General features: G+C 53.0%; 22 protein-coding genes. 17 read left to right on the top strand and 5 right to left on the bottom strand.

What is annotated here, in order from left to right:
- Window position 1 precedes the first annotated feature (1 nt).
- The 4 genes from AC6CHM_RS20470 to AC6CHM_RS20485 are packed head-to-tail and all read left to right on the top strand — an operon-like array spanning window position 2 to window position 5096.
- A complete protein-coding gene (locus tag AC6CHM_RS20470; protein WP_115054675.1) occupies window positions 2-1120 on the top strand; it encodes a sn-glycerol-3-phosphate ABC transporter ATP-binding protein UgpC in 1119 nt (372 codons plus the stop codon).
- A 25-nt stretch (window positions 1121-1145) separates the two neighbouring features.
- Complete coding sequence (locus tag AC6CHM_RS20475) at window positions 1146-2669, top strand: GMC oxidoreductase (protein ID WP_498174501.1); 1524 nt, start codon at window positions 1146-1148, stop codon at window positions 2667-2669.
- The gene (locus tag AC6CHM_RS20480; RefSeq protein WP_115054677.1) at window positions 2669-3436 is read left to right on the top strand and encodes a 3-ketoacyl-ACP reductase; all 768 of its coding nucleotides are present in this window, start codon (window positions 2669-2671) and stop codon (window positions 3434-3436) included. Before AC6CHM_RS20475 ends, AC6CHM_RS20480 begins: the two co-directional genes overlap by 1 nt.
- 1 nt (window position 3437) lies before the next feature.
- A complete protein-coding gene (locus AC6CHM_RS20485) occupies window positions 3438-5096 on the top strand; it encodes a GMC family oxidoreductase (RefSeq protein WP_498174504.1) in 1659 nt (552 codons plus the stop codon).
- Between the two features lie 48 nt (window positions 5097-5144).
- Here AC6CHM_RS20485 and AC6CHM_RS20490 read toward each other — a convergent pair whose 3' ends face one another.
- Both AC6CHM_RS20490 and AC6CHM_RS20495 read right to left on the bottom strand, forming a co-directional pair.
- The gene (locus tag AC6CHM_RS20490) at window positions 5145-5402 is read right to left on the bottom strand and encodes a DUF982 domain-containing protein (RefSeq protein WP_115054679.1); all 258 of its coding nucleotides are present in this window, start codon (window positions 5400-5402) and stop codon (window positions 5145-5147) included.
- A gap of 107 nt (window positions 5403-5509) precedes the next feature.
- Complete coding sequence (locus AC6CHM_RS20495; RefSeq protein WP_307281952.1) at window positions 5510-6418, bottom strand: LysR substrate-binding domain-containing protein; 909 nt, start codon at window positions 6416-6418, stop codon at window positions 5510-5512.
- A gap of 127 nt (window positions 6419-6545) precedes the next feature.
- Between AC6CHM_RS20495 and argH the strand changes: the two genes are divergently transcribed.
- From argH to AC6CHM_RS20520, 5 genes are all read left to right on the top strand, one after another.
- Window positions 6546-7979, top strand: a complete 1434-nt coding sequence (argH, locus tag AC6CHM_RS20500; RefSeq protein WP_115054681.1) for an argininosuccinate lyase — start codon at window positions 6546-6548, stop codon at window positions 7977-7979.
- A gap of 5 nt (window positions 7980-7984) precedes the next feature.
- The gene (locus AC6CHM_RS20505) at window positions 7985-8884 is read left to right on the top strand and encodes an ABC transporter permease subunit (protein WP_115054682.1); all 900 of its coding nucleotides are present in this window, start codon (window positions 7985-7987) and stop codon (window positions 8882-8884) included.
- 2 nt (window positions 8885-8886) lie between these two features.
- Complete coding sequence (locus tag AC6CHM_RS20510; protein ID WP_115054683.1) at window positions 8887-9651, top strand: amino acid ABC transporter ATP-binding protein; 765 nt, start codon at window positions 8887-8889, stop codon at window positions 9649-9651.
- 32 nt (window positions 9652-9683) lie between these two features.
- Window positions 9684-10514, top strand: a complete 831-nt coding sequence (locus AC6CHM_RS20515) for an ABC transporter substrate-binding protein (protein WP_115054684.1) — start codon at window positions 9684-9686, stop codon at window positions 10512-10514.
- Window positions 10515-10593: 79 nt separating this feature from the next.
- Window positions 10594-11055 (top strand): GNAT family N-acetyltransferase, encoded by a 462-nt coding sequence (locus AC6CHM_RS20520; protein WP_498174681.1) that lies wholly within the window; start codon window positions 10594-10596, stop codon window positions 11053-11055.
- Between the two features lie 8 nt (window positions 11056-11063).
- On the opposite strand, the gene AC6CHM_RS20525 is transcribed toward AC6CHM_RS20520, so the two are convergent.
- Window positions 11064-12278, bottom strand: coding sequence for an MFS transporter (locus AC6CHM_RS20525; RefSeq protein WP_336440505.1), 1215 nt, complete (start codon window positions 12276-12278; stop codon window positions 11064-11066).
- A 221-nt stretch (window positions 12279-12499) separates the two neighbouring features.
- Here AC6CHM_RS20525 and AC6CHM_RS20530 point away from each other — a divergent pair, with 221 nt between their 5' ends.
- From AC6CHM_RS20530 to AC6CHM_RS20540, 3 genes are all read left to right on the top strand, one after another.
- Window positions 12500-13564, top strand: a complete 1065-nt coding sequence (locus AC6CHM_RS20530) for a histone deacetylase family protein (RefSeq protein ID WP_498174508.1) — start codon at window positions 12500-12502, stop codon at window positions 13562-13564.
- A gap of 37 nt (window positions 13565-13601) precedes the next feature.
- A complete protein-coding gene (locus tag AC6CHM_RS20535) occupies window positions 13602-14945 on the top strand; it encodes an MFS transporter (protein ID WP_115054686.1) in 1344 nt (447 codons plus the stop codon).
- Window positions 14946-15007: 62 nt separating this feature from the next.
- Window positions 15008-16960, top strand: coding sequence for a DUF4139 domain-containing protein (locus tag AC6CHM_RS20540; protein WP_498174511.1), 1953 nt, complete (start codon window positions 15008-15010; stop codon window positions 16958-16960).
- Window positions 16961-16966: 6 nt separating this feature from the next.
- On the opposite strand, the gene AC6CHM_RS20545 is transcribed toward AC6CHM_RS20540, so the two are convergent.
- The gene (locus AC6CHM_RS20545) at window positions 16967-17956 is read right to left on the bottom strand and encodes a zinc-dependent alcohol dehydrogenase family protein (protein ID WP_498174513.1); all 990 of its coding nucleotides are present in this window, start codon (window positions 17954-17956) and stop codon (window positions 16967-16969) included.
- 103 nt (window positions 17957-18059) lie between these two features.
- Here AC6CHM_RS20545 and AC6CHM_RS20550 point away from each other — a divergent pair, with 103 nt between their 5' ends.
- Entirely contained in the window at window positions 18060-18944 is an 885-nt protein-coding gene (locus tag AC6CHM_RS20550) for a LysR family transcriptional regulator (RefSeq protein WP_498174515.1), read from the top strand.
- Window positions 18945-19027: 83 nt separating this feature from the next.
- Here the strand turns inward: AC6CHM_RS20550 and AC6CHM_RS20555 are convergent, their stop codons facing one another.
- On the bottom strand, window positions 19028-19333 hold the full coding sequence (locus tag AC6CHM_RS20555) for a hypothetical protein (protein ID WP_498174517.1): 306 nt from the start codon (window positions 19331-19333) through the stop codon (window positions 19028-19030).
- Window positions 19334-19670: 337 nt separating this feature from the next.
- On the opposite strand from AC6CHM_RS20555, the gene AC6CHM_RS20560 reads away from it, so the two are divergent.
- The 4 genes from AC6CHM_RS20560 to AC6CHM_RS20575 are packed head-to-tail and all read left to right on the top strand — an operon-like array spanning window position 19671 to window position 23495.
- Complete coding sequence (locus AC6CHM_RS20560; protein WP_498174519.1) at window positions 19671-20693, top strand: LacI family DNA-binding transcriptional regulator; 1023 nt, start codon at window positions 19671-19673, stop codon at window positions 20691-20693.
- Between the two features lie 38 nt (window positions 20694-20731).
- Window positions 20732-21682 (top strand): ABC transporter substrate-binding protein, encoded by a 951-nt coding sequence (locus AC6CHM_RS20565; RefSeq protein ID WP_498174522.1) that lies wholly within the window; start codon window positions 20732-20734, stop codon window positions 21680-21682.
- Window positions 21679-22500, top strand: coding sequence for an ATP-binding cassette domain-containing protein (locus AC6CHM_RS20570; protein WP_498174524.1), 822 nt, complete (start codon window positions 21679-21681; stop codon window positions 22498-22500). Before AC6CHM_RS20565 ends, AC6CHM_RS20570 begins: the two co-directional genes overlap by 4 nt.
- A complete protein-coding gene (locus AC6CHM_RS20575; protein WP_498174526.1) occupies window positions 22497-23495 on the top strand; it encodes an ABC transporter permease in 999 nt (332 codons plus the stop codon). Before AC6CHM_RS20570 ends, AC6CHM_RS20575 begins: the two co-directional genes overlap by 4 nt.
- Window positions 23496-23497 lie beyond the last annotated feature (2 nt).

The raw sequence follows: 23497 nt of genomic DNA on the forward strand, positions 1-23497 counted from the left end.
AATGTCATTTCTCCAAATCAAAGACCTGCATAAATCATACGGCAATGTGCCGATCCTGAAGGATATCAATATTGAGATCGATGAGGGCGGCTTTCTCGTTCTCGTCGGTCCATCCGGTTGCGGCAAGTCCACGCTTCTCAATACCATCGCTGGCCTTGAACCGATCACGTCGGGCGACATATCCATTAAGGGAAAGTCGATTAGCGGGCTGCATCCCTCCAAGCGCGATATTGCCATGGTTTTTCAGTCTTATGCGCTTTATCCCAACATGACAGTTGGTGGTAATATTGCCTTCGGTATGGAAATTCGTGGTGTTCCGAAGCCCGAGCGCGAAAAGGCAATCAAACAGGTTGCCGACATGTTGCAGATTGGCCATTTGCTGGATCGCAAGCCAAGCCAGCTTTCCGGTGGTCAACGTCAGCGCGTTGCCATGGGGCGGGCGCTTGTGCGTAACCCCCAAGTGTTTCTCTTCGACGAGCCGCTATCGAACCTGGATGCCAAGCTGCGTGTTGATATGCGCACGGAAATCAAACGCCTGCATCAGCGTATGAAAACCACGATTGTTTATGTCACCCACGACCAGATCGAGGCCATGACGCTCGCTACCAAAATCGCCGTTCTGAAGGACGGAATTTTGCAGCAGTTCGGAACGCCAGCGGAAATCTACAATAATCCGACCAATCTTTTTGTAGCGGATTTCATGGGTTCGCCCGCGATGAATCTGCTTCATGCGAAGATTGATGGAGGAGCATCAGACCTTCACGTATCTCTGGAGCGTCCGGATGCAGCACCATTAAGGCTCCCAATCAAAAAGACCAATGCGGCGCTCGCAACTTATGATGGCAAGGAGGTTGTATTCGGCATCCGCCCTGAAGCACTCACCGACCCGGACGGTGCAGACAGGAACGCAGCATCTTTGGTCGAAGGCGAATGCCTGATCGAAGTGGTGGAACCTGCAGGATCCGATACTTTTGCTGTGACCAAGCTCGGCGGTAAGGAAGTGGTGGCGCGTCTACGCGCCGATGCGCGTATTCTGCCGGGGCAAAAGACACAGCTATCGTTTAATTTGGATAAAGCCGTTTTCTTTGACCCAACATCACAACTCCGTATCGGTGCCTGATTGAGGCGCTGATGGGTCAGGGCTCATGTCAATGGATATGCAACCGCGGACAACTGCTGATATCGTTATCATAGGCTCTGGCGTGGGCGGCGCCACCTTGGCGGCGGGACTTGCCGCGTCAGGTGCTGACATACTTATTCTGGAAGCGGGCGATCATCTTCCCGAACGCCCCGAAAACCGTGACCCACGAGCCATTTTTCAACAAGGCGTCTTCCGACCGAATGAGACTTGGTATGGCGAGCAGGGGAAAGCCTTCAATCCCGGTAACTACTACAATGTAGGTGGCAACTCGAAATTTTATGGTGCGGTGCTTACACGGTATCGTGCTGAGGATTTCAAGGAAATGCAGCATATGGAGGGCGTTTCTCCGGCCTGGCCATTCTCCTATGAGGAGCTTGAGCCTTGGTACGGCAAAGCCGAGGCGTTATTTCAAGTGCGGGGCGCGCTTGGGGAAGACCCGACTGAGCCGGAACATTCGAGACCATATGATTTCAGTCCAGTGCCGGATGAAGCGCCTATCGGCTTGCTTCGCCAGCGGCTCAAAGGTGTTGGCGTTCATCCGTTCTCGTTGCCGCTCGGTGTCGATATCGACACATGGCTTTCACACGGGAAGACCCCTTGGGATGCCCATCCTAATAGCTTCAATGGAAAAATGGACGCTGAAACCACTGCTTTGGCCGCTGCGTTGAAGCATGCAAACGTTCAGCTTCAGACGAACTCCCGCGTCATCCGGCTTGAAACAGCCGCTGATGGTAAAATGATTACTGCTGTCCACTATGAACGCAGCGGTCAACGCTTTTCGATCAAGCCGAAGCTTGTGATTCTGTCCGCAGGTGCGGTGCAATCTGCGGTTCTTCTTTTGCGTTCTGCCAATGATGCCAATCCAACAGGGTTGGCTAATCGCTCCGATCAGGTCGGGCGCAATTTCATGAATCATAATCTTTCGGCTGTCATTGGCTTTGATCCGCGCTTTAGAAATGATTCCGTTTATCAAAAAACCTTGGGCTTCAACGATTTTTATCTCTCGGACGGAAAAGGTGGCGCGCCACTAGGCAATGTTCAACTCCTTGGCCGCATTAGTGCACCCGTTTTGAAATCAGATTTGAAACTTGTTCCGGAGTGGCTGCTGCAAAGGTTCTGCGCTCATACGGTGGATTTTCTAGCCATGAGCGAGGACGTACCAAAGCCGGAAAGCCGCGTCCGAATTGATGGTGACAAAATCATTCTGCAGTGGATAAGGAGCAACTGGCCAGCACATCTCAAACTGGTTGCCGAGATCAAGACCGTGCTTCGTGCGGCTGGTTTTCCATTGGTTGTCTCCAAAGCCTTTGATCGAAAAACTCCCTCGCATCAGTGTGGGACGGCGCGCATGGGCAATGATCCTTCGACTGCACCTCTAGATATATATTGCCGGGCTTATCAGCATCCGAACCTCTTTGTGGTTGATGCCGCGTTCTTGCCAACCTCTGCTGCGGTCAATCCTGCGCTGACGATTGCCGCACAAGCATTGCGCGTGGCAGATTACATTATTGCAAAGGAGCTGAACTGATGCGGCGACCGGTTGCACTTGTCACAGGGGCTCGCCGGGGTATCGGCCTTGGAATTGCCAAGGCGCTGGCTTCCAAGGGGTTCGATCTGGCGATTACCGATATTGCAGTCGACAATGCCAGTGAATCGGCAGTCGAAACATTGCAGAATCTCGGTGCAAAAGTGCTCTTTGTCCAAAGTGATATTGCCGATCTCTCTGCACATGGCGAAGCGGTGGAAACTGTTATCGGTGCATTGGGTCCGATCAATTGCTTGGTCAACAATGCAGGGATTGGTTCGAAGGTCCGGGGTGATTTCCTTAATCTTGACCCGGCAAATTACGATGCGATTTTTGACGTTAACCTGCGTGGGACAGTATTCTTCACACAGGCTGTTGTTCGCGCAATGCTTCAAGACAAAGCTGTCGAAAATCCACGCTCGATCATAAACGTAACTTCTGTGTCGGCGGCAATGTCATCGCCTGAACGGCTCGATTATTGCATGACAAAGGCGGCACTCGCCTCCTTTACGCAAGGGCTTGCACTCAGACTGGCGCAGCATGGCATCAGTGTTTTTGATGTTCGCCCCGGTATCATCCGCTCCGACATGACTGCTGCGGTCGCCGAAAAATACGACAAGCTGATCTCCGAGGGTCTAGTGCCTATGAAGCGCTGGGGTGAGCCGGATGATCTTGGCCGTATTGCAGTCGCACTTGCCAGCGGAGATTTCGATTTTGCAACGGGCTCCGTTATCAATGCCGATGGTGCCCTTTCAATAAGCAGGCTCTGACATGAAAAGCTTTGACTACATCATTACCGGCGCCGGTCCTGCGGGCTGTGTCTTAGCCAATAGGTTGAGTGAGCAGGAAGATGTTTCGGTTCTCCTGCTTGAGGCGGGTGGGGGTGATTGGAACCCACTTTTTCATATGCCGGCAGGCTTTGCCAAAATGACAAAGGGCGTCGCCAGCTGGGGCTGGGAAACCGTGCCCCAAAAGCACATGAAAAATCGCGTTCTGCGCTATACACAAGCCAAGGTCATCGGCGGCGGTTCCAGTATCAATGCGCAGCTTTATGCACGCGGCAATGCAACAGATTATGACTTGTGGGCGAAGGAGGATGGTTGCACGGGCTGGAGCTATCGGGACATTCTACCTTATTTCAAGAGAGCTGAAGACAATCAGCGCTTTGCCGATGATTACCACTCCTATGGCGGCCCGCTCGGTGTTTCGATGCCCGCTGCCACTTTGCCAATCTGCGATGCCTATATTCGGGCGGGGCAGGAACTCGGTATTCCCTACAATCATGACTTCAACGGAGAACAACAGGCGGGCGTTGGTTTTTACCAATTGACCCAGCGCAATCGGCGGCGTTCTTCCGCTTCGATGGCCTATCTCGCCCCCATAAAGAACCGGAAGAATTTGACGGTACGTATGGGCGCACAAGTGGCGAAGATTGTCATTGAGGGTATGCGGGCTGTTGGTGTGGAGGTCATAACAGGAAACAGGCGCGAGGTGATCCGTGCAGATCGCGAGGTTGTGGTCAGTTCCGGTGCAATAGGATCGCCCAAGCTTTTGCTGCAATCGGGTATCGGCCCTGCTAATCACCTAACAAGTGCAGGCGTCTCAGTGGTGCACGATCTGCCGGGGGTTGGTGAAAACCTGCAAGACCACCTTGATCTTTTTGTTATCAGCGAGTGCACTGGCGATCATACCTATGACGGCGTCGCCAAGCTCCACCGTACATTGTGGGCAGGACTTCAATATGTGATGTTCCGCTCTGGCCCGGTTGCCTCAAGCCTCTTCGAAACAGGTGGTTTCTGGTATGCAGACGCGGATGCGCGTTCGCCAGATATTCAGTTTCACCTGGGACTCGGCTCAGGTATTGAGGCTGGAGTAGAGCGTTTGAAGAATGCAGGCGTTACCCTTAACTCAGCCTATTTACATCCGCGTTCGCGTGGAACAGTGCGCCTGCGTTCCGGCGACCCGACTGCTGCACCACTAATCGATCCGAATTATTGGAGCGATCCTCATGACCGCCAGATGTCGATTGAAGGGCTGAAGCTCGCGCGTGAAATCATGCAGCAAGCGGCACTCAAGCCTTATGTTCTCGCCGAGCGTTTGCCGGGGCCGAAATACAACTCCGACGCAGAGCTCTTCGAATATGGCTGCGCCAACGCCAAGACGGATCATCATCCGGTCGGCACGTGCAAGATGGGAACAGACAGCATGGCTGTCGTTGATCTGGAGTTGAAAGTATATGGAATGGAAGGACTGCGCGTCTGTGACAGTTCAATCATGCCGCGTGTTCCGTCGGCAAATACCAATGCGCCAACGATCATGATTGGTGAAAAGGGTGCCGATATCATCCGCAATATGGTGCCTTTGCCTCCCACCATATTTTCTAACGAACTCAACGCAAAACGCCCGCGGTCACGGGCGCACATAAGCTGACTGATTTATGCCAGAAAGACTTTAGGCGGCGGAGGTGCCGCCCAGCCACTATTGATGCAGCCTTGTATCGAGAAAAACTCCCGCTTCGCGAGCGGCGCGGATAAAGGCGTGCCGGGCTTTATGAGCAGGTTTCCAGCCATCGAGAGCGTCCATACATGCCTGCAAGGCGCGACGATAACCCGGCCCGTTTTTCACGGGCCAAAGACTGCGAAGGCATTCGATCGCTTCCCAAACGCTGGATACCGCCCGTTGTCCGGTTTCTCCAAGAGTAATCATAACAGGGATGGGAAAACGCTTGTCGTTCATCACTTCCTCCATATGTAGAATCGTCAGACGGGATGATCATCCGCCAGACTGACACTTCAATGTGTCTGGAGTTCATTGGGTTCCATGACAATTCGATGATTTTTTTGTTATCGCATTTCCGGGGGCATCGAGCCAACTTCCTCCAGGAGCCATTTCAGGAAAAGCTGCATGGCAGGACGTTGAGGGCGGTCATCAGGACAGGTCAGCCAATAGCCATAATTGCTTTTAAAACCAAAGCCTTGCGGGTTGGCAAGCTTGCCCGATTCAAGCTCGTCGGCAATCAGGCCGCGTGGCACCAAGGCAAGACCTTGCCCTGCTATTGCAGCACGAATGACGAGAGCATAATAGCCAAAGTGGGTAATGCGTTCCGGAGTGAAATTTGTGATCTTGTGAGCAGAAGCGAATTCGCTCCAGCGAAGGGGCGTATGTTTGTGGTCGAGAAGGGGAAATGAGCGAATATCCGCGGCCTTTTGAATGCCGCCATTTTTGGCAAGAAAGTGTGGCGCTCCCACGAGCGCGACCTGACGCCCAAACAAATAATAGCTGTTCTGTCCGGGCCAATCGCCCTCTCCAAACCGAAATGCTGCGTCTGCCTGGTTGATCAAGTCAGTTGTGGCAAAGGTTGATAGTTCAACGTCTATTTCGGGGTGCTCATCAGCAAACCCGGCGAAGCGGGGAATTACCCAGCGGTCTCCCATGATCGGCAGAATATGCAGCTTGATCGCATTTGGTGATGAACCCAAAGCAGCAATACGCAAGGTGGCGTTTTCCAGAGCGCCCAAGGCCACGCGTGCCTCAGCGACATAAATCCGGCCTGCTTCCGTAGCGGATAGCCCATAGGGAGTTCGCGTGAAAAGCGCAGTTCCTGCCATTTGTTCGAGCGTCTGAAGTTGCTTGCTGACAGCACTCTGGGTCATGTTCAGAGCTCTTGCACAGGCCGTAGTGCTTCCCTGCTCTGCAATCGTGACGATCACTTGCAATGCGCGCGTAGATGGATAGTTGCGGCCGGTAACCATTTCGACTGCCTGTCAGTTATTGGTGGCAGGGTATTCCATTTTGGAATGGTTACGCGAAATAATTTCGTTTGTCGCGCTTAAAGCACAACCATAAGCTTCAAAATAACAAGAATAAGGGAACGATATTATGGCTGAGCAATCCGCGCGTCTGTGGGGCGCCCGCTTCAGAGCGAGCCCGTCTGCAGAGCTTACAGCACTATCAAGATCAGAAAGCAGCTATTTCCGGCTCGTCCCCTACGATCTTGCATCCTCGGCTGCTCATGCCCGTGAGCTTGTTCGTGCCAACATCCTGACCGCTTCGGAAGCCGAACAAGTATGTTCAGCCTTGCAGACAATTGGAGAAGAGCATCGATCAGGCGCTGTCATTCCTTCTCCAGCCGATGAGGACATACATACATTTCTCGAACGAGTATTGGGAGAACGCGTTGGCATATTGGGGGGGAAGCTGCGCGCAGGACGGTCACGCAATGATCAGGCTGCCAATGATCTGAAATTATATCTGCGTGATGTGGCCCACAGGATCGGTTTGGATATATTGAATCTCCAATCAGCATTGATTGGGCAGGCAAATCAGCATGTCGAGACAGTGACGACTGGCTTCACACATCTGCAACCGGCGCAACCTGTCAGCTTTGCGCATCAATTGCTTGCGCATGCTCAAACCTTTGCCCGTGACTTTGAGCGGTTACAGGACTGGGATCGCCGTGCAGCGCGCTCGCCCCTGGGTGCAGCGGCACTGGCAGGCTCCGCCATTGCAATGCATCCGGAAATCTCCGCGCAGGAACTTGGGTATGATGCTCCAAGCGAGAATTCCATCGATGCGGTCGGCAGCCGTGACCACGTCGCCGAATTCCTTTTTGTCATGGCGATGTTCGGTGTCCATTTGTCGCGTCTCGCCGAGGAATTATTCCTGTGGTCGTCGCGGCAATTCCGCTGGATAGAAATGGATGACGCCTATGCAACGGGTTCATCGATCATGCCGCAAAAGAAAAACTGCGATATTGCGGAGCTGACGCGCGGTCGTGCATCACGTTTGATCGGTAGTTTGACGACGATGCTGGTCGCATTGAAGGGTTTGCCCTTCGCCTATAATCGTGACCTGGCCGAAGACAAACATGCAGCGTTTGATACGATCGATGCGCTGGAACTGGTCGTTCCTGCCATGACCGGGCTTATCCGCACAATGCGAGTGAATGTCGACCGGATGCAGCAGCACTCGGTCGAAGGCTTTACACTGGCCACCGAAGTTGCTGACTGGTTGGCAAAAAATGGTGTGCCATTCTCGGAAGCACACGAAATTACAGGGGCCTTGGTGCGGTATTGCGAGGACCGGTCGATCGGTCTGGAGGATTTGAGTGAGGACGATCTAGCCACTGTTGATGCGCGGCTGCATCCTTCCATCAAGTCAGCATTAAGCGCGAAAGCGGCGATTGAAGCCCGCAAAGCTTATGGCGGAACGGCACCTGACAGGGTTAAAGAACAAATCGGGCGGCTGCGTGATCTGTTGAACAAGCAACAGGAGTGGCTGAAACTTTATTCCGGTCCCCGATTTGAAAGGTAAGAGATATGGCAAACGTCGATAGCACCATCTCCATTCCTCCGGCAAAATATTCGATTGCTCATCTTCATCATCAGCCCCGGCGACACTACGGACGTTGGTTGGCTGCCAGCCTTATCATTCTGGCACTGGCTTTAATTGTCAAAGCATTCGCTCAGGGGCAGATCGCATGGCCGGTAGTCGCCCAGTTTTTCACAGCTCCCGCCATTCTGTCGGGGCTCTGGAACACAATTTTGATGACGATTTGTGCTATGGCGCTGGGGCTTTTTCTCGGCGTCGTTTTTGCCATCATGATTATGTCACCGAACCCGGTGCTCAAATATGTCGCCGTATTCTACATATGGTTTTTCCGGGGGACACCGCTACTTCTGCAATTGCTCCTCTGGTTCAACCTTGCACTGATTTTTCCGACATTGGGGATTCCCGGTCTGTTTGAAATGCGCACCGTCGATTTCATGACTCCATTCATGGCGACCCTGCTCGGACTGGGCATCAATCAAGGGGCTTATACTGCAGAAGTGGTGCGCGGCGGGATTCTCTCTGTCGACAACGGTCAAATCGAGGCGGCGAAAGTTATTGGCATGACCCGCCTTACCATGCTGCGCCGGATCATCCTTCCCCAGGCGATGCGGGTTATCATTCCGCCGGTCGGCAATGAAGTCATCAGCATGGTCAAGCTCACATCAGTCGCCAGCGTGATCGGTTATGCCGAAATCTTGCGCAATGCGCAGTCTGTCTACTATGCAAATAACCGGGTGATGGAATTGCTGATCGTTTCCGCCATTTGGTACCTGGTTGTGGTGACCATACTTTCTATCGGACAGCATCTGCTTGAGAAGCATTATGCGAAAAGCCAGGGCCGCCGTGACGTCAAGCGCGTGACACCCACGGAAGCGGAGGGAGTGTAACGATGTCTTCGATGGTGGTTGCAGTCGATCTCAACAAATTTTTCGGTGATTTTCAGGCATTGGATAAGGTTTCGCTGGAAATCGAACATGGTGAAGTATTGTGCATTATTGGTCCGTCGGGATCAGGAAAAAGCACATTGCTGCGCTGTATAAATCAGCTTGAGCGAATTGATTCCGGTGCAATATGGATTGACGATGAACTCATCGGCTTCAGGCAAGAAGGCGATAAGCTTTATCAACTTAATGACACGGAAATTGCGCGGCAGCGGCTTTCAAGTGGCATGGTGTTTCAACGCTTCAATCTGTTCGCACACATGACAGTTCTTGAGAATATAATTGAAGGCCCTGTCATTGTGCAAAGGCGCACCAAAAGCGCGGTCATTCCGGAAGCGATGGCTTTGCTCGAAAAAGTGGGGCTAACGGACAAGAAAAACGCCTATCCCAGCGAGCTTTCGGGCGGCCAGCAGCAGCGCATCGCCATTGCCCGGGCATTGGCGATGAAGCCAAAGCTCATGCTGTTTGACGAACCCACATCAGCGCTTGATCCAGAACTCGTCAGCGACGTTCTCAATGTTATGCGTGATCTGGCGACCAGCGGAATGACCATGGTTGTGGTCACCCATGAACTCGGCTTTGCGCGCGAAGTCGCCAACCGCGTTGTTTTCATGGATCGAGGTAAGATCATTGAAAGCGGAACACCACAAGAGATTCTCAGTAACCCGAAAGAAAAGCGTACACAGGATTTTATCGCAGCCGTATTGGCTTGAAATATCATAAACATAAAAGAGGAACACAGAATATGAACAATTATAAAACGATTGCCCTATTGGGCGCTGCCATCGTCGTCAGCCTTCCGGCTGCAGCACAGGAACTTCCAGCGCGTATCAAGGACGCTGGCAAGATCGTCATCGCGACAATGCCAAACTATCCGCCGATCACCTATAAGGACCCGGCTACAAATGAGCTTCAGGGCTTCGATATTGATCTGGGTGAAGCAATAGGCAAAGAGCTTGGCGTAAAGGTCGAGTGGCAGGAAATCGCTTTCGCCCAAATGCTACCCTCCTTGCAGACAGGCCGCGTTGATCTGGCAATGGCCGGAATGAGCGACAAGAAGGCCCGCCAGGAAACTGCCGACTTTGTTGATTACATGAAGTCGGGTGCTCAGTTCTATACGTCCAAGGCTATGGCAGCAGAAATCAAGACAGTAGATGATCTCTGCGGAAAGTCCGTCGGTGCCAGCCGCTCAACCGACTGGCCAGCGCAAATTACCGCCTGGAGCGAGAAAAATTGCGTTGCAAAGGGCAAGCCTGCAATCAACGTGACGGGTACGGAAGGGTCTGCTGATGCCCGAACTCAAATCAAAAGCCAGCGTTTGCAGGCAGCCGCTCAGGGAAATGAAACTCTACCTTATAATCAAAAGCTCGAGCCTGACACATATGTTACAATTGGCGATGCGTTCAGCCAATCATTGGCTGGTATTCCGGTTTTAAAATCCGAACCACAATTGCGCGATGCCGTGAAAGTGGCGCTTGAGAAGCTGCAGACGAACGGAACCTATGACGCTCTTCTCGACAAATACGGTCTCAAAGCCAATAAGCTGTCGCCAATCACGGTCAACATGGGCGAATAGATTTCGGTTATGAAATTGTACAAGAATGGCAATGTGAAGTTGCCATTCTTGTAACCTGGAGTTCGTTGAATTGTTGGAAGTGAGACTATCAAGCGCATCGGACCACGCTGCCCTGGCTGCTCTATTCGAGGAAATGCAAGCGCACTACGATGTACCATGCCCGCCGCGCGAGAAAATACTCGAAGGCTTGGCCTCGATGCCAACAGGTACAGAAATTCTTGTTGCCACCCAGCGACAGATTGTGGGCTTTGCTGCGATCACGCCAGTCTATCCGGGACCCGGTCTTGGGTCTGGTCTGTTTCTCAAAGAGCTTTTTGTTTCAAAGCAACACCGCGGATCCGGCGTGGGAAAAAGCCTGATACAGGGGCTGGCAAAATTGGCGCTTGAGCGGGGCCATGCACGCATCGACTGGACAGCCGATCGCGACAACCCGCGCTTGCGTGCCTTCTATGAAGGGTTAGGCGGTGTCCCGAAGCCGGAAAAGTTGTTCTATCGTTTCGAGGGATCGGCCTTGCATGAAGCAGCAAAGCAGGGTGGTTAGCTGCCTCGTTAGGGCTTGGGCCGGATGATCCATCCATAAAGCGCACTGCCGGCAAGTAATATGCTTGTGCCAAGAAAAACCGCTCGCATACCGAAATGCCCACCGACAAATCCTCCCATGAGCGGACCGATGACTTGGCCTGCATATTGCGAGGATGTCGCATAGCCAAGAATGTTGCCCGCAACTCTATCTGGAACATTGTGGCGGATAACACTGGTTATGCAGGGAAGGAGCCCTCCAAGAGATAGTCCCATCAGAAAGCGCAAAATGACCAGCTGCCAGCCCTCGGTCACAAAAGCTTGAGGGATCAACAGCAGGGCAGATATGCCGAGAGCTGCAACGATAACATTCCAGTGCCCGATACGATCCGCCAGTCTGCCCAGTCTGGATGCGGACAACACGCTGCCTAGCGCTGCCGCAGACATCACAATTCCTGCAACCATGGTTATATGGGCCGGGTTGTCTACGAGTTGTGCCACATAGACTGTGATGATGGGCTCAATGGACATGGTAGCGAGCATCAAAAGCATTCCCGCCAGTAGCATGACAATTACCGGGCGCTTGTCCGGGATTGCCTTCCATCCGCTGTTCTGCTTTTGCGTCTGGCTTTTGGGCGGCCGCTTTTCTTCCTTGATAAAGAGGCTTGTTGCGAGAAATGTGACAAAGATGACCCCACCTATCAGCCAGAATGTTGCGCGGATGCCGATCAACGGAGGCAGTCCGCCACCAATCAGAGGCCCGATAAGGTTTCCTGCCATGATGCCCGAGGCAAGCGTACCCAGAGCCCAGCCAGTTCTCGCTTTGGGCGTTTGTGTGGCTACAAGGACAGTCGATCCGGATGCGTAACCACCAAGCAGGCCGGTGAGCAGCCGAAGGACAATGAGATGCCAGACCTCTGTGGCCATGCCCATCAAAGACATGGCAATGGCCATGCCAAGGCTGGCGCGGATCAGCATCAGCTTGCGTCCATAGATATCTGCAAGACGGCCCCACAATGGAGCGACCAGAGCGGCGGTGAAGAAGGTTGCGCCATAGGCGATGCCAGACCATTGGACGATCGCGGCATGACCTGTCTCCCCCAACTGTTCTATGTAGAGCGGTAAAAAAGGCAGTATCAAAGTCATCGCAACAATTGTTGTGAACGACCCGAGAAGGCAGACCAATAGATTCTGCTTCCAGTAAATTGATTCCCCTGAACTCGAGTCTGTGTCCGTGTCAGTCAATTCATCCAACTATATTTGCCGTGGGCAGCTCATTCTGAACGGGAAATCTTCCGTAGCTCCTAGACATTGCAGTTATGGTTCGGGAGAGCAATCATGGATCAACATTGGAGCCAGCAATCGCAGGTTAGCGAGAGCGCGTTGATCACTATTGCAAGTCCAAACTTGCATTGTTGGCCCCAGCGAATAGGCTCTAAGCCGACTCACGGCAAATAGCATCGAAAATGAGCATCATGAAACTTTTCTTTTCCAGCCAGCAAATGGCTCATCAGCCTAAACAATATATGGTAAATGGCCGAATTACCGACCCGCTGGAAAATCCGGAACGTGCCCAAACCCTGATAAAAGCGCTGACTGATCTTGGACTTTCGCAAGAAGCGACCGGTGACGCGGGACTTAATCCCATACTTGCCGTTCACGCGGACCACTATGTCGAGTTTTTACAGACGGCATATGACCGGTTCATGCAACTGCCAAATCATGGCCCTGAAGTTCTGCCGAATGTGAGTGCGTATCAAGGCGCAGATCAAAACTACGCTACCCGTCCAAGACCAAGACCTGTTGGTGTGCTTGGACAGGCTGGCTGGTACATTAACGGGCTTTCCTGCGCCATGATGGAAAGCACTTATGTTTCGGCTTATGCCTCTGCCCAAACGGCGATCTCTGCTGCCAATGCTTTGTTGAATGGCGAGAAGGCGGCCTTTGCTCTTTGCCGCCCTCCGGGCCATCATGCCTATGTCGATCGCGCCGCAGGATTTTGTTACTTCAACAATGCGGCAATCATTGCGCAACATTTGCGTCAGCAGCACGAGCGTGTGGCAATCATTGATTTTGATACACATCACGGCGACGGAACACAGGCCATATTCTACAGCCGTGATGATGTTTTCGTTGGTTCAACCCATACCGATCCTTCCAACTACTATCCCCACTATAGTGGTTATGCGGATGAAATCGGCGCCGGTAGCGGCCTTGGTGCGAACCTCAATTTACCGCTGGCGGAAGGCAGCGGTGATGATGCCTTCATTGATGCCAATCGCAGGCTAGCGGCCGCAGTGGCCGATCACGGTGCTGCGGCGCTTGTTATCTCAGCTGGATGGGATGCGCACCACGAAGACCCACTTTCCCGGCTTACCGTGACGACAGCGGCCTATGCCGAAATAGGAGCAATCTGGGGAGCCGCTGGCTTGCCTACCGCAATCGTGCAGGAAGGTGGTTATTCGCTCAGCGCCGTATCGGAAGCTGCGCCACGTTTCATGGCCGCCTATCAGGCTAATAGAACAATATGAGTGACTGCGGTCACTATATCATCATAGGGGAAAGTAGATGAATCAGATCGCAGCAAAACGCCAGCCAATTCGTGCCGCAATAGGTGCCTTTGTCGGCACCATGATTGAGTGGTACGATTTTTATATTTACGGCACTGCTGCTGCTTTGGTTTTCGGGGATGTCTTCTTCGCCTCGCAAGATCCTGTGATGGGGGTGCTTGCGTCCCTGGGCACGTTCGCTATTGGATTTGTGGCAAGACCTGTCGGCGCGCTTCTTTTCGGCCATTTTGGCGACAAGGTCGGACGCAAGAATTCTTTGATCATAACTCTTCTGCTGATGGGCGCCGCAACAGTGCTGATCGGTGTTTTGCCCAGCTATCACTCCATCGGTATGTCGGCGGCAGTTATGCTTGTGCTGCTGCGCCTCGTACAGGGCGTGGCAGTCGGGGGCGAGTGGGGTGGTGCTGTGCTGATTGCCGCCGAACATGCTCCACCTCGCTGGCGGACTTTTCTCGCCTCAGCACCGCAATATGGAAGCCCGATTGGGCTTATTCTTGCAACGCTGGCCTTCCGTACAGTGTCTGATCTGCCGCAAGAAGACTTTTTGAGTTGGGGCTGGCGAATCCCCTTCCTGCTTAGCGGCATATTGATCATCTTTGCTTTCATCATTCGCGCGGGCATCAATGAGAGTCCTGAGCTTGAAGAGCGATTAAAAGAGAAGACGGTACAAAACGTCATCCCAGCCAAGGAAATTTTTCTCACGAAAAAGAAGTCGCTGGTGCTTGGCATGGGACTTTGTCTGCTCGGTGTCGCAGGCTTCTATTTCATCACCACATTGATGATGACATTCACAACAACATCGCTTGGAATCAACCGCTCTGACATGCTGGAGCTTGTTTCATGGGTCGGCGTTATTGAGCTCTTTGCATTTCCTGCCGGTTCATACATTGCTACGCGGTTTGGCGAGCGCTTTCTCCTGATTGCCATGTCCGGAGCGGCATTGCTTTTTGCGGTACCAATGATGATGCTCATCATTACCGGTAATCTAACCAATATTTACATTGCTATTCTGGTCGCAACCGTGTTTCTCGCCGCCCATTACGCAGTTATGGCACCGTTTCTGACCCGGGCGTTTCCAGTCCATCTGCGTTATACAGGCATCTCGCTATGCTCTTCACTTAGCGGTGCAATATTCAGTGGTCTTACGCCGGTTATCGGTGTCTGGCTCGTTCACACCTATGGAGTCCAGTGGGCACCGCTGGCGGGTCTGTTCATTTTCATCGCTGGAATAAGCTTCCTTTGCAGCATTTTCCTTCCCGTAGAAGATAGCGGATCGGAATCTTTTGCTGCGCGAGCAGCCGAGAGAATGCAGAAGATTGAGACTGAGCCTGCCAAATCTTAAATTCTTCACCTTTCCCGGATAGGGGCGTGATTGTCACTTCGACACATTGGGGAGAACTGTCCATGGCATTGAAACGTCAGCTTTTGCCGGTTTTGCTTTTTCCGTTGATCTGCACGACTGCATTGGCCGCCGTGAATGGACCCGTAAAATCCGTGACGCTATCATCGGGCGGCCTGTCGGAAATTGTTCGCTCCGCCAATGTTGGCGATAATAGCGAGATTACGATCAATGTTCCGCTGGATCAGGTAGATGACATCCTGAAAAGTCTCATCATCAGAGATGCCAATGGCAAGGTTAAAAATCTCTCATTGGCGGGTCCTAATCCGCTGGAAGAAACGTTTCGTACACTGCCCTTTAGCGTTGATGATCTGAACTCGCTTCCCCGATTGCTGAATGCCGTAAAGGGCACGGGCATCCGCATATCGGGAGCGCGCGAGCTCGAAGGCAGCATACTTGGTGTCGAATATCAAACCGGCGCAAACGGTGCACAAAATGCGGTTCTCTCCATACTTACCGTCAAGGGAGACATCACGACGGTCCCGCTCGACAGTTCAGTATCCGTTGAAATTTTGGACAAGACTCTGAACGCTAAAATAGCCGACGCAACTCTTGTCGCAGGCAAGGGAGCCGTGGATGGCTCCCGCACAATTAAAATCGAGCTGGATGGGCAGGGTACCCGCACCGTAGACATTTCATATGTTGTCTCGGCCCCGATCTGGAAAACCAGTTACCGCATGGTGACGGGTGAAAATGGCACGGCGCGGCTACAGGCCTGGGCCATATTCGAGAACGCTTCCGGCGAAGATTGGAACGACGTTTCTATCGTGCTTTCGTCGGGCAAGCCTGTCACGCTGAAGCAGGCGCTTCACAGGCGCTACTGGAAAGACCGGGCTGAACTTGTCGTCGATACATCCGCGCAAAATCCTGCAATCGCAAGTCTCGGCACCGCTCGCAGACAAAAGCTGGCACAAGAGCAGGATGCGGCAGCCGGCTATGCAGCCCCGGCTCCAGAGATGCAGATGGCACAAAGGCCAATCGAAATGGCTCCAGCCGCACAGCAAACCGCCATTGAGGAGCAGGAGGTTACGTCCAACTTCTCCCTTCCAGGTCAATTTGATCTGAAGAACGGCGAAACAATTTCCGTGCCTTTGCTGGACAAGGACGTGAAGGTTGAAATGGTTTCGGTCTATCAGGTCGGTCGCAGTGGTGAGCACCCGACAGCTTCTGTCATGCTTGAAAATGATAGTGGTTCCAGTTTTCCGCAAGGCATATTGACCGTCTATAATGGCAAGTCCGGCTATGTGGGAGATGCTCAGATAGCTGGAATGCCATCTGGCGAAAAGCGGGCTGCCAGTTTTGCGCTTGATCAAAAGGTTTCAGTGGGTGCCGACACGAAACCTCAAAGGATGATCACTTCGATAAAGGTCGTTGATGGAATCATTCATGCAAAGACGCTGTTACGGGAAGTTACTATATTTACAGTGAATGGTGCAGCTGATGGTGATCGCACTGTGCTTATCGAGCAGGAGAAACGCCCGGGCTGGAAATTCAGGGCCGAAAATACCGCCGATTCGACGCTGACTCATGACCGCGTTCGTATTGCCTTGAAGGCAGGCGAAACGCGCAATGTGGAAACGGTCAGTGAGCAAACTCAGGCTGAAGAATTTGCATTGTCGGATGCCGCTCCTCAGATGATAACAAGTTGGGCTGATGCCGCGGAAGATCCGGAAGTAAAAACCAAGCTGAAAGAATTGGCGGAAGCCCGAATGAAGCAGGTCGATGCCCAAGAGGCGCTTGACCGCGTTCAACGAGAGTATGATCAGGTAGCTGAATCTCAGGATCGTACCCGCGAGAACTTGCGAGCTGTACCCAATGGCGATCTTCAAAGCAGATATCTGGCGCAAATGGGTGAAGAAGAAGACCGTCTGGGAGAGCTGCGCAAGGAGCGGGATGCCGCGCAGGAAATCATCGGGAAGTTCAACGAGGATGTTACGCGGATTATCCGTACATTCTAGGCATACTCAAAGCGTCACGACGATTTTGCCGAATTGCTGGTTTGACTGGAGAAAGTGGTGAGCTTCAATAATATCATCGAATGCAAATGTTCTTGCGATGACCGGCTGCAAACCGCCAGATGCCAACCCGGCCAGAATGAATGACTTCGCAGTATCCAATCTGTCTTGATCATTGATAACTTCGTGAACAAGATAACCGCGTAACGTTAGTCGTTTGCTTAGGACATTGAACAATGGAAAGGGGGTGGGTTCGTTGCTTAACCCGCCATATTCGATAAGAATGCCGCCCTCGCACATTGCAGCGGTCAGTGGTTCAAATATGGGGCCGCCAATAGCGTCCAGCACCACCCTTACGCCCTTGGTCTGCGTAATCTCCTCCAAGCGCCTCTCTAGATTCTCCTCTTGCGAGGCAATGACGTAGCCCGCCCCATGGTCAAGCAATGCACGCGCTTTGCTAGATGTTCGAGTAACCGCAATTGGAGTGGCGCCTACCATGTTTGCAATCTGGATTGCAGCGAGTCCAACGCTGCTGGATGCTGCGGTGATGACCACAAAATCATTCTTATGCAAGCTGGCGATATCGATCAAAGCACCATAGGCGGTAAGATATTGCATCCAGAGAGCGGCAGCCTCTACCCAGCCAAGCGATGGCGGATGCTTGACGAGCAGCCTTGCTGGAAAAGTTGCGACATCGCCGTAAGCAGGCCAACGAACCATTGAGACGGGCGGAATAACGCTGACAATGTCACCTGGTGCAAAATCATCTACGCCTTCGCCGACCGTTTCGACAAAACCCGCAGCTTCCAGTCCCAATCCTGAAGGCAATAATGGGGTTTCAATGTAGCGTCCCATGCGTAGCAGGGTTTCAGCGCGATTGAGACCCAGTGCTTTAACGCGAAGACTTACTTCGCCACGGCCAAGTGCTGGTAGATTAACGTTTTCGATACGTAGAACTTCCGGGCCACCAAATTCATGAAAGCGAACGACGCGAGCCATAAGTCAAAACTCCAAATTATTTGAATTGAATAGGGTATGACAGGAGTTGGATTGGCGATAAATATGCTTAAAAGTAATGCAGTAGAAACTGAGAGTTTCGAATATGGATCGTCTTCTGAGTATGGCTGTATTTGTTAAAGCCGTAGATCTGGGCTCGTTTGCGGCAGCCGCTGAAGAACTCGGCCTGTCGGGACCAATGGTTGGAAAGCACATCCGCTTTCTCGAAGAGCGACTTGGTTTGCGTCTCCTCAACCGGACGACACGCCGCCAAAGTCTGACGGATTTTGGACATGTCTATTATGAGAGTTGCCGCATTATTCTTGCCGAAGTGGATGCAACCGATGCACAGGCGGCTGATCAGCTTTTGGAGCCTCGCGGAAAATTGCGCGTGACGATGCCGGTGCATTTCGGGCGCCGTTGCGTAACGCCTGTCTTGCTGGAACTGGCGCGGAAATATCCCGCGTTGGAGCTAGATTTATCCTATAATGATGACTTTTACGATCTTGCGGAAAACGGTTTCGATCTGGCGGTTAGAACGGGTGTCCCTGAAGACAGGGCCGGTGTCATCGCGCGCCGTATCGCACGTCAAGAAATGATCGTATGCGGGTCGCCGTCTTATCTCGAAAAGCATGGCAAACCTGAACAGATTATTGATCTCAATCAACACCAGGCCGTCATGTACCGCCGTTCTGGCCGGATACCCTCATGGAGTTTTCCGGGAGGCGAGACGCTGGTGCCGATCAATCGAATACGTCTCGACGACCTCGATGCTATTGCCGACGCTGCCAGCAGCGGGATGGGACTGGCCTGGCTGCCAAGCTGGCTGGTGCGGGACCGTCTGCAAGAGGGGACGCTTGTCCAACTCTTATCCGATCAGCCCGGACTGCCTTACGATTGCTATGCGATGTGGCTGCAGACGCCTCATTTATCGTTAAAGGTACGCATTGCTGTGGATGCGTTGGCAATCGCGCTGCCGAAGATGATGTAGCCATTCAATGACCAGTCGGGATGGGAAAAGCAGCCCTTCGCTCGAACGCTCAATATGTCGGGTTTTCGAATCGACGCGAGTGCTTAAATTCCTGAACCGTCAAGCTGCTTGGCGTCGTCGCCTTCCCAAGGTAGGGGCATGGATGTACGATTCAGATTAGCTGAGGGCATCGGCATCCAGCACTTCAGTTCCGGTTCGGCATATTCGACGACGCGGCCGGGTGAGGAATCGGAGGCGCGCCAACCTTCAGCACTGAACTGATCACCATTAGACCAGTAAGCAAGATCAACTTCCGCCTGTCCCTGTTCGGATGGACGGATTGTTACAAGGATGCGACTGCCGTCTTTTGGTGCGCTCGCCATGTGACGCCAGCGGTTTGGCTCATCCATCGTTTTCTCTTGTCCTGCCATGGTTGCAAGTGTCGCCTCACTGTTGAAAGCCGTCAAGACAAACTTTTTAGAGGGACCGGGGTGAGTTCAATCACCCGTGCATCGCGTCGTGGTCAAGGTGACTAGGACAAAGTGTACCTGGTTGGAGACAGTCCATTCAGCCGGTGGTGCTGGTTTGCTTGAGAGCTGAGTCAGCGACAGCGTACTGGCGACGATGAACGTCGTGGTGTGCGGAATAATTTAAAAGCTGCAAAAAAAACGTAATTGACAACCAACGGAAAGTGATATCATTCTTGTAAATCGGTTTACTAAACCGCTTTACAATGGGGTTTTGCTCTTGGTTAAGCGAACGATGCCAAGTTTGAAAGATGTGGCTGCCGCTGCGGGTGTGTCAGTGACGACGATCTCGCGCTTCGTAAATGGCAGCCTTGATCTGCCCCACAACACCAAGAAACGCATCGAAGATGCGATCACCACGCTCAAATACGTTCCAAACCCACATGCGCGGCGGTTGAGCATGGGGCGCTCCGATACGATTGGTCTGGTAGTACCGGAAATCGCCAATCCATTCTTCTCTACATTCGTGGCAGCGGTAGAGCAGGCGGCGGACGAGAAAAAATTGGCTGTTTCGCTGCATGCAACGCTTAACCGACCGGGCCGGGAAATAGAATATCTCCAGCTCATCGAGCGGAATCATGTCGATGGCTTGATTTTTGTCACAAACCATCCTGACGACGGCGCGCTTGCTAATCTGATCAATCGTTCCAGCAAGGTCATTGTGGTTGACGAAGATATCCCTGGCTCCAAAGCGCCAAAGCTTTTCTGTGACAATGATCATGGCGGATATCTTGCTGGACTGCATCTGGCTGGCCATGGGCACAGGCATGTCCTGTTTATCGGTGGAGATGAGCGCATGATTAGTGCGCGTCGCCGTTTCGATGGCGTGATGAGAGCTCTTCGCGAGCACCATGCAGGTCTGGCCCGGGTGGACCGCTACGCCGGTGAATATACCATCAATTACGGCCGTCAGGCTGCGTTGCGTTTCCTTGAAGAACGCCATGAGGCCACCGCGATTTTTGCCAGCTCGGATGAAATCGCCATTGGCATGCTGGAAGTGTTCAAAGATAGGGGCGTCTCAGTTCCGGGCGACGTATCGATGATCGGTTTCGATGATGTCGGGCCCCTGCATCTCTTCTCGCCTCCGCTGACGGTGATCCGCCAGCCAGTCCGGCAGCTTGGCAGCCGGGCATTGGAACTGCTTCTGGAGACAAACTGGCAAGAGTGGAAACCCTCCGCTTCGGAAGAGCTTTTGCCTGTCGAAATCGTGGTGCGGAACTCCGTTGCTCCGCCAGCGAAATAACAAAAAAGCGACGGCTAAAAACAACAGAGGATGAGAACATGACTTTGAATCTAACAAGAAGAATGATGATCGCGCTGGCAGGGTTTACCATATTAAGCTGTGCCGTTTCGGCCTCCGTGGCTCAGGAGAAAAAGACGATCGCGCTGGTTCAGATCAACCAGCAGGCGCTTTTCTTCAACCAGATGAACGAAGGCGCACAGAAAGCGGCCGATGCAGCTGGTGTGAAGCTGGTGATTTTCAACTCCAATAATGAACCAACGGCACAGAACAGCGCTATCGAAACCTATATTCAGGAAAAGGTTTCTGGCCTTGCTGTAGTCGCTATCGACGTCAACGGACTGATGCCTGCAGTCAAGCAGGCAGCGGATGCGGGTATTCCCGTTGTCGCTATCGATGCCATCTTGCCGGCGGGCCCGCAAAAAGCGCAGATCGGCGTGGACAACGCGACGGCGGGTGCCGACATGGGCAAGTTCTTCCTTGACTACGTCAAGACAAACATGGCCGGCAAAGCAAAGATCGGCGTCGTTGGAGCGTTGAACTCCTACATTCAGAATGTCCGTCAGGAAGGTTTTGAAAAGACGATCAAGGGTACTGATGGTATCGAGCTTGCCGGAGTCGTTGATGGACAGAACGTTCAGGACAATGCGCTTTCGGCGGCAGAAAACCTTATCACCGCCAATCCTGACCTGACTGCGATCTACGCGACAGGCGAACCGGCGCTTATGGGAGCCATTGCTGCTGTTCAAAGCCAGGGCAAGCAGGATACGATCAAGGTCTTCGGTTGGGATCTGACGGCGGAAGCCATTGCAGGCATTGATGCCGGATTCGTTGCAGCTGTCATCCAGCAGGACCCGTCGGCAATGGGAGCAGCGGCTGTGGATGCCTTGCAGAAGGTGGCTGCCGGCCAGGCTGTTGATCAGAACATTTCCGTGCCGATTACCATCGTGACAAAAGCCAATGTCGATCCATACAGGGCTGTCTTCAAATGAACCAGAACGGCCGGCAGGTAGCGGCCGTCGTTCACTCCGGAGGGGGCGTTCCCTCCGGAGGTGGAACAAGCGGCGAGACTGATTCCAATCCCCGCGTCTCGTTGCGCGGTATCCGTAAATCCTTTGGTTCGCACCAAGCCTTACGCGGTGTCGATCTAGATATCTTTCCTGGCGAATGCCTTGGATTGGTCGGCGACAATGCGGCAGGGAAATCCACCTTAACCAAGATCATCTCAGGAACCTATATTCCCGATGGCGGCACGATGGCGATCGAAGGCGAGGAAGTTCGTCTGTCCGGACCCGCCGATGCGCGCAATCGGCACATCGAAATGGTATTTCAGGATCTCAGCCTCTGTGACCAGATCGACGTTGTCGGCAATCTCTTTTTGGGCCGTGAACTCAGCAAGGGCATGTTTCTCGACAGCAGGAAAATGCTGACCGAAGCGCGCGCGATGCTGGACGCTTTGGAAATCAGAATTCCAAAGCTGACGGGTAAGGTCGCGCAACTCTCAGGCGGGCAGCGCCAGGCGATTGCCATTGCCCGCGCCGCATCGTTCAAGCCCAAGGTCTTGATCATGGACGAGCCTACATCGGCACTTGCAGTTGCCGAGGTTGAAGCGGTGCTGGCACTGATCAACCGAGTCAAGGCGCAGGGCGTCTCGGTCATTCTCATTACACATCGTCTTCAAGACCTCTTTCGGGTCTGTGACCGGATTGCCGTCATGTACGAGGGCACGAAGGTTGCCGAGCGGCAGATCGGCGGCACTAATCTTGAAGACCTCGTGAAGCTGATTGTCGGTGAGGGAGCCAGACAATGACCGTTTATACAGAGCGTGGCCAGGGGTCGCGCATTGCAGATTTCTTCGGCGAACATGCGCAGGTTCTTTCGATTGCTGTGTTTTTTGCCGCCTGCATGATCTTCTTTTCAGTTGGCAGCGAGACTTTTCTAACCTCCGGAAACATTCTCAATATCATCCGGCAGGCTGCTCCGATCTTGATTGTCGCCATCGCCATGACCTTCGTCATCATCACCGGAGGCATTGATCTTTCCGTTGGCTCCCAGGTTGCGCTGATCAATGCAGTCGCTGCTGTTGTGATGGCGATGGGCTTTCCGTGGCCGGTTGTGGTGGTTGCAATGATCGCACTGGGCGGTGGATTAGGATTTGCACAGGGCTGGTTCATTGCCTATCAGGGCATCCCGGCATTTATCGTCACGCTGGCAGGACTCTCGATTCTGCGTGGCTTTGCCCTTTATCTCACCCAAGGTTATTCTATCCCAATTCAGGATGCGCCGGGGTTCTTTGCTTTGGGACGGGGTATCGTCGCCGGGTTTCCGGTACCCGCGATCATTGCCGTCGTTATTTCCTTTCTAGGTTATGTAGCGATCCGGTCGACAAAATACGGACGTCAGGTTGTGGCCGTCGGCTCCAACATGGAAGCTGCCCGCCGTGTCGGCATGCCTGCCAGGTGGATCATCGCATCAGTGTACATCATTTCTGGCGTGGCATGTGCGATCGCGGGTCTGCTGATTGCAGCGCGGCTGGGGTCAGGCTCGTCCAACGCTGCTGTGGGTTTTGAACTACAAGTGATTGCCGCTGTCGTTCTCGGGGGAACTTCCTTGATGGGCGGCCGGGGGACAATCATAGGCACGGTGCTTGGAACGTTCACCATTGCGGTCATCGGCAATGGCTTGATCCTGATGCACATCTCGCCCTTCTTCACACAGATCGTCACAGGCGCAATTATCCTTGTCGCCATCTGGTTGAATACCCGGATATTCACCGCGAATTTCCGGTTCGGCAGAAAAGGCTGACT

The organism is Phyllobacterium sp. GQ127 (genome assembly GCF_059758635.1).

Excerpts from the sequence above, each read along its gene's own strand:
- AC6CHM_RS20470 (WP_115054675.1), top strand. The coding sequence starts at position 2 with ATGTCATTTCTCCAAATCAAAGACCTGCATAAATCATACGGCAATGTG.
- AC6CHM_RS20475 (WP_498174501.1), top strand. The coding sequence starts at position 1,146 with ATGTCAATGGATATGCAACCGCGGACAACTGCTGATATCGTTATCATA.
- AC6CHM_RS20480 (WP_115054677.1), top strand. The coding sequence starts at position 2,669 with ATGCGGCGACCGGTTGCACTTGTCACAGGGGCTCGCCGGGGTATCGGC.
- AC6CHM_RS20485 (WP_498174504.1), top strand. The coding sequence starts at position 3,438 with ATGAAAAGCTTTGACTACATCATTACCGGCGCCGGTCCTGCGGGCTGT.
- AC6CHM_RS20490 (WP_115054679.1), bottom strand. The coding sequence starts at position 5,402 with ATGAACGACAAGCGTTTTCCCATCCCTGTTATGATTACTCTTGGAGAA.
- AC6CHM_RS20495 (WP_307281952.1), bottom strand. The coding sequence starts at position 6,418 with ATGGTTACCGGCCGCAACTATCCATCTACGCGCGCATTGCAAGTGATC.
- argH (WP_115054681.1), top strand. The coding sequence starts at position 6,546 with ATGGCTGAGCAATCCGCGCGTCTGTGGGGCGCCCGCTTCAGAGCGAGC.
- AC6CHM_RS20505 (WP_115054682.1), top strand. The coding sequence starts at position 7,985 with ATGGCAAACGTCGATAGCACCATCTCCATTCCTCCGGCAAAATATTCG.
- AC6CHM_RS20510 (WP_115054683.1), top strand. The coding sequence starts at position 8,887 with ATGTCTTCGATGGTGGTTGCAGTCGATCTCAACAAATTTTTCGGTGAT.
- AC6CHM_RS20515 (WP_115054684.1), top strand. The coding sequence starts at position 9,684 with ATGAACAATTATAAAACGATTGCCCTATTGGGCGCTGCCATCGTCGTC.
- AC6CHM_RS20530 (WP_498174508.1), top strand. The coding sequence starts at position 12,500 with ATGAGCATCATGAAACTTTTCTTTTCCAGCCAGCAAATGGCTCATCAG.
- AC6CHM_RS20535 (WP_115054686.1), top strand. The coding sequence starts at position 13,602 with ATGAATCAGATCGCAGCAAAACGCCAGCCAATTCGTGCCGCAATAGGT.
- AC6CHM_RS20540 (WP_498174511.1), top strand. The coding sequence starts at position 15,008 with ATGGCATTGAAACGTCAGCTTTTGCCGGTTTTGCTTTTTCCGTTGATC.
- AC6CHM_RS20545 (WP_498174513.1), bottom strand. The coding sequence starts at position 17,956 with ATGGCTCGCGTCGTTCGCTTTCATGAATTTGGTGGCCCGGAAGTTCTA.
- AC6CHM_RS20550 (WP_498174515.1), top strand. The coding sequence starts at position 18,060 with ATGGATCGTCTTCTGAGTATGGCTGTATTTGTTAAAGCCGTAGATCTG.
- AC6CHM_RS20555 (WP_498174517.1), bottom strand. The coding sequence starts at position 19,333 with ATGGATGAGCCAAACCGCTGGCGTCACATGGCGAGCGCACCAAAAGAC.
- AC6CHM_RS20565 (WP_498174522.1), top strand. The coding sequence starts at position 20,732 with ATGACTTTGAATCTAACAAGAAGAATGATGATCGCGCTGGCAGGGTTT.
- AC6CHM_RS20570 (WP_498174524.1), top strand. The coding sequence starts at position 21,679 with ATGAACCAGAACGGCCGGCAGGTAGCGGCCGTCGTTCACTCCGGAGGG.
- AC6CHM_RS20575 (WP_498174526.1), top strand. The coding sequence starts at position 22,497 with ATGACCGTTTATACAGAGCGTGGCCAGGGGTCGCGCATTGCAGATTTC.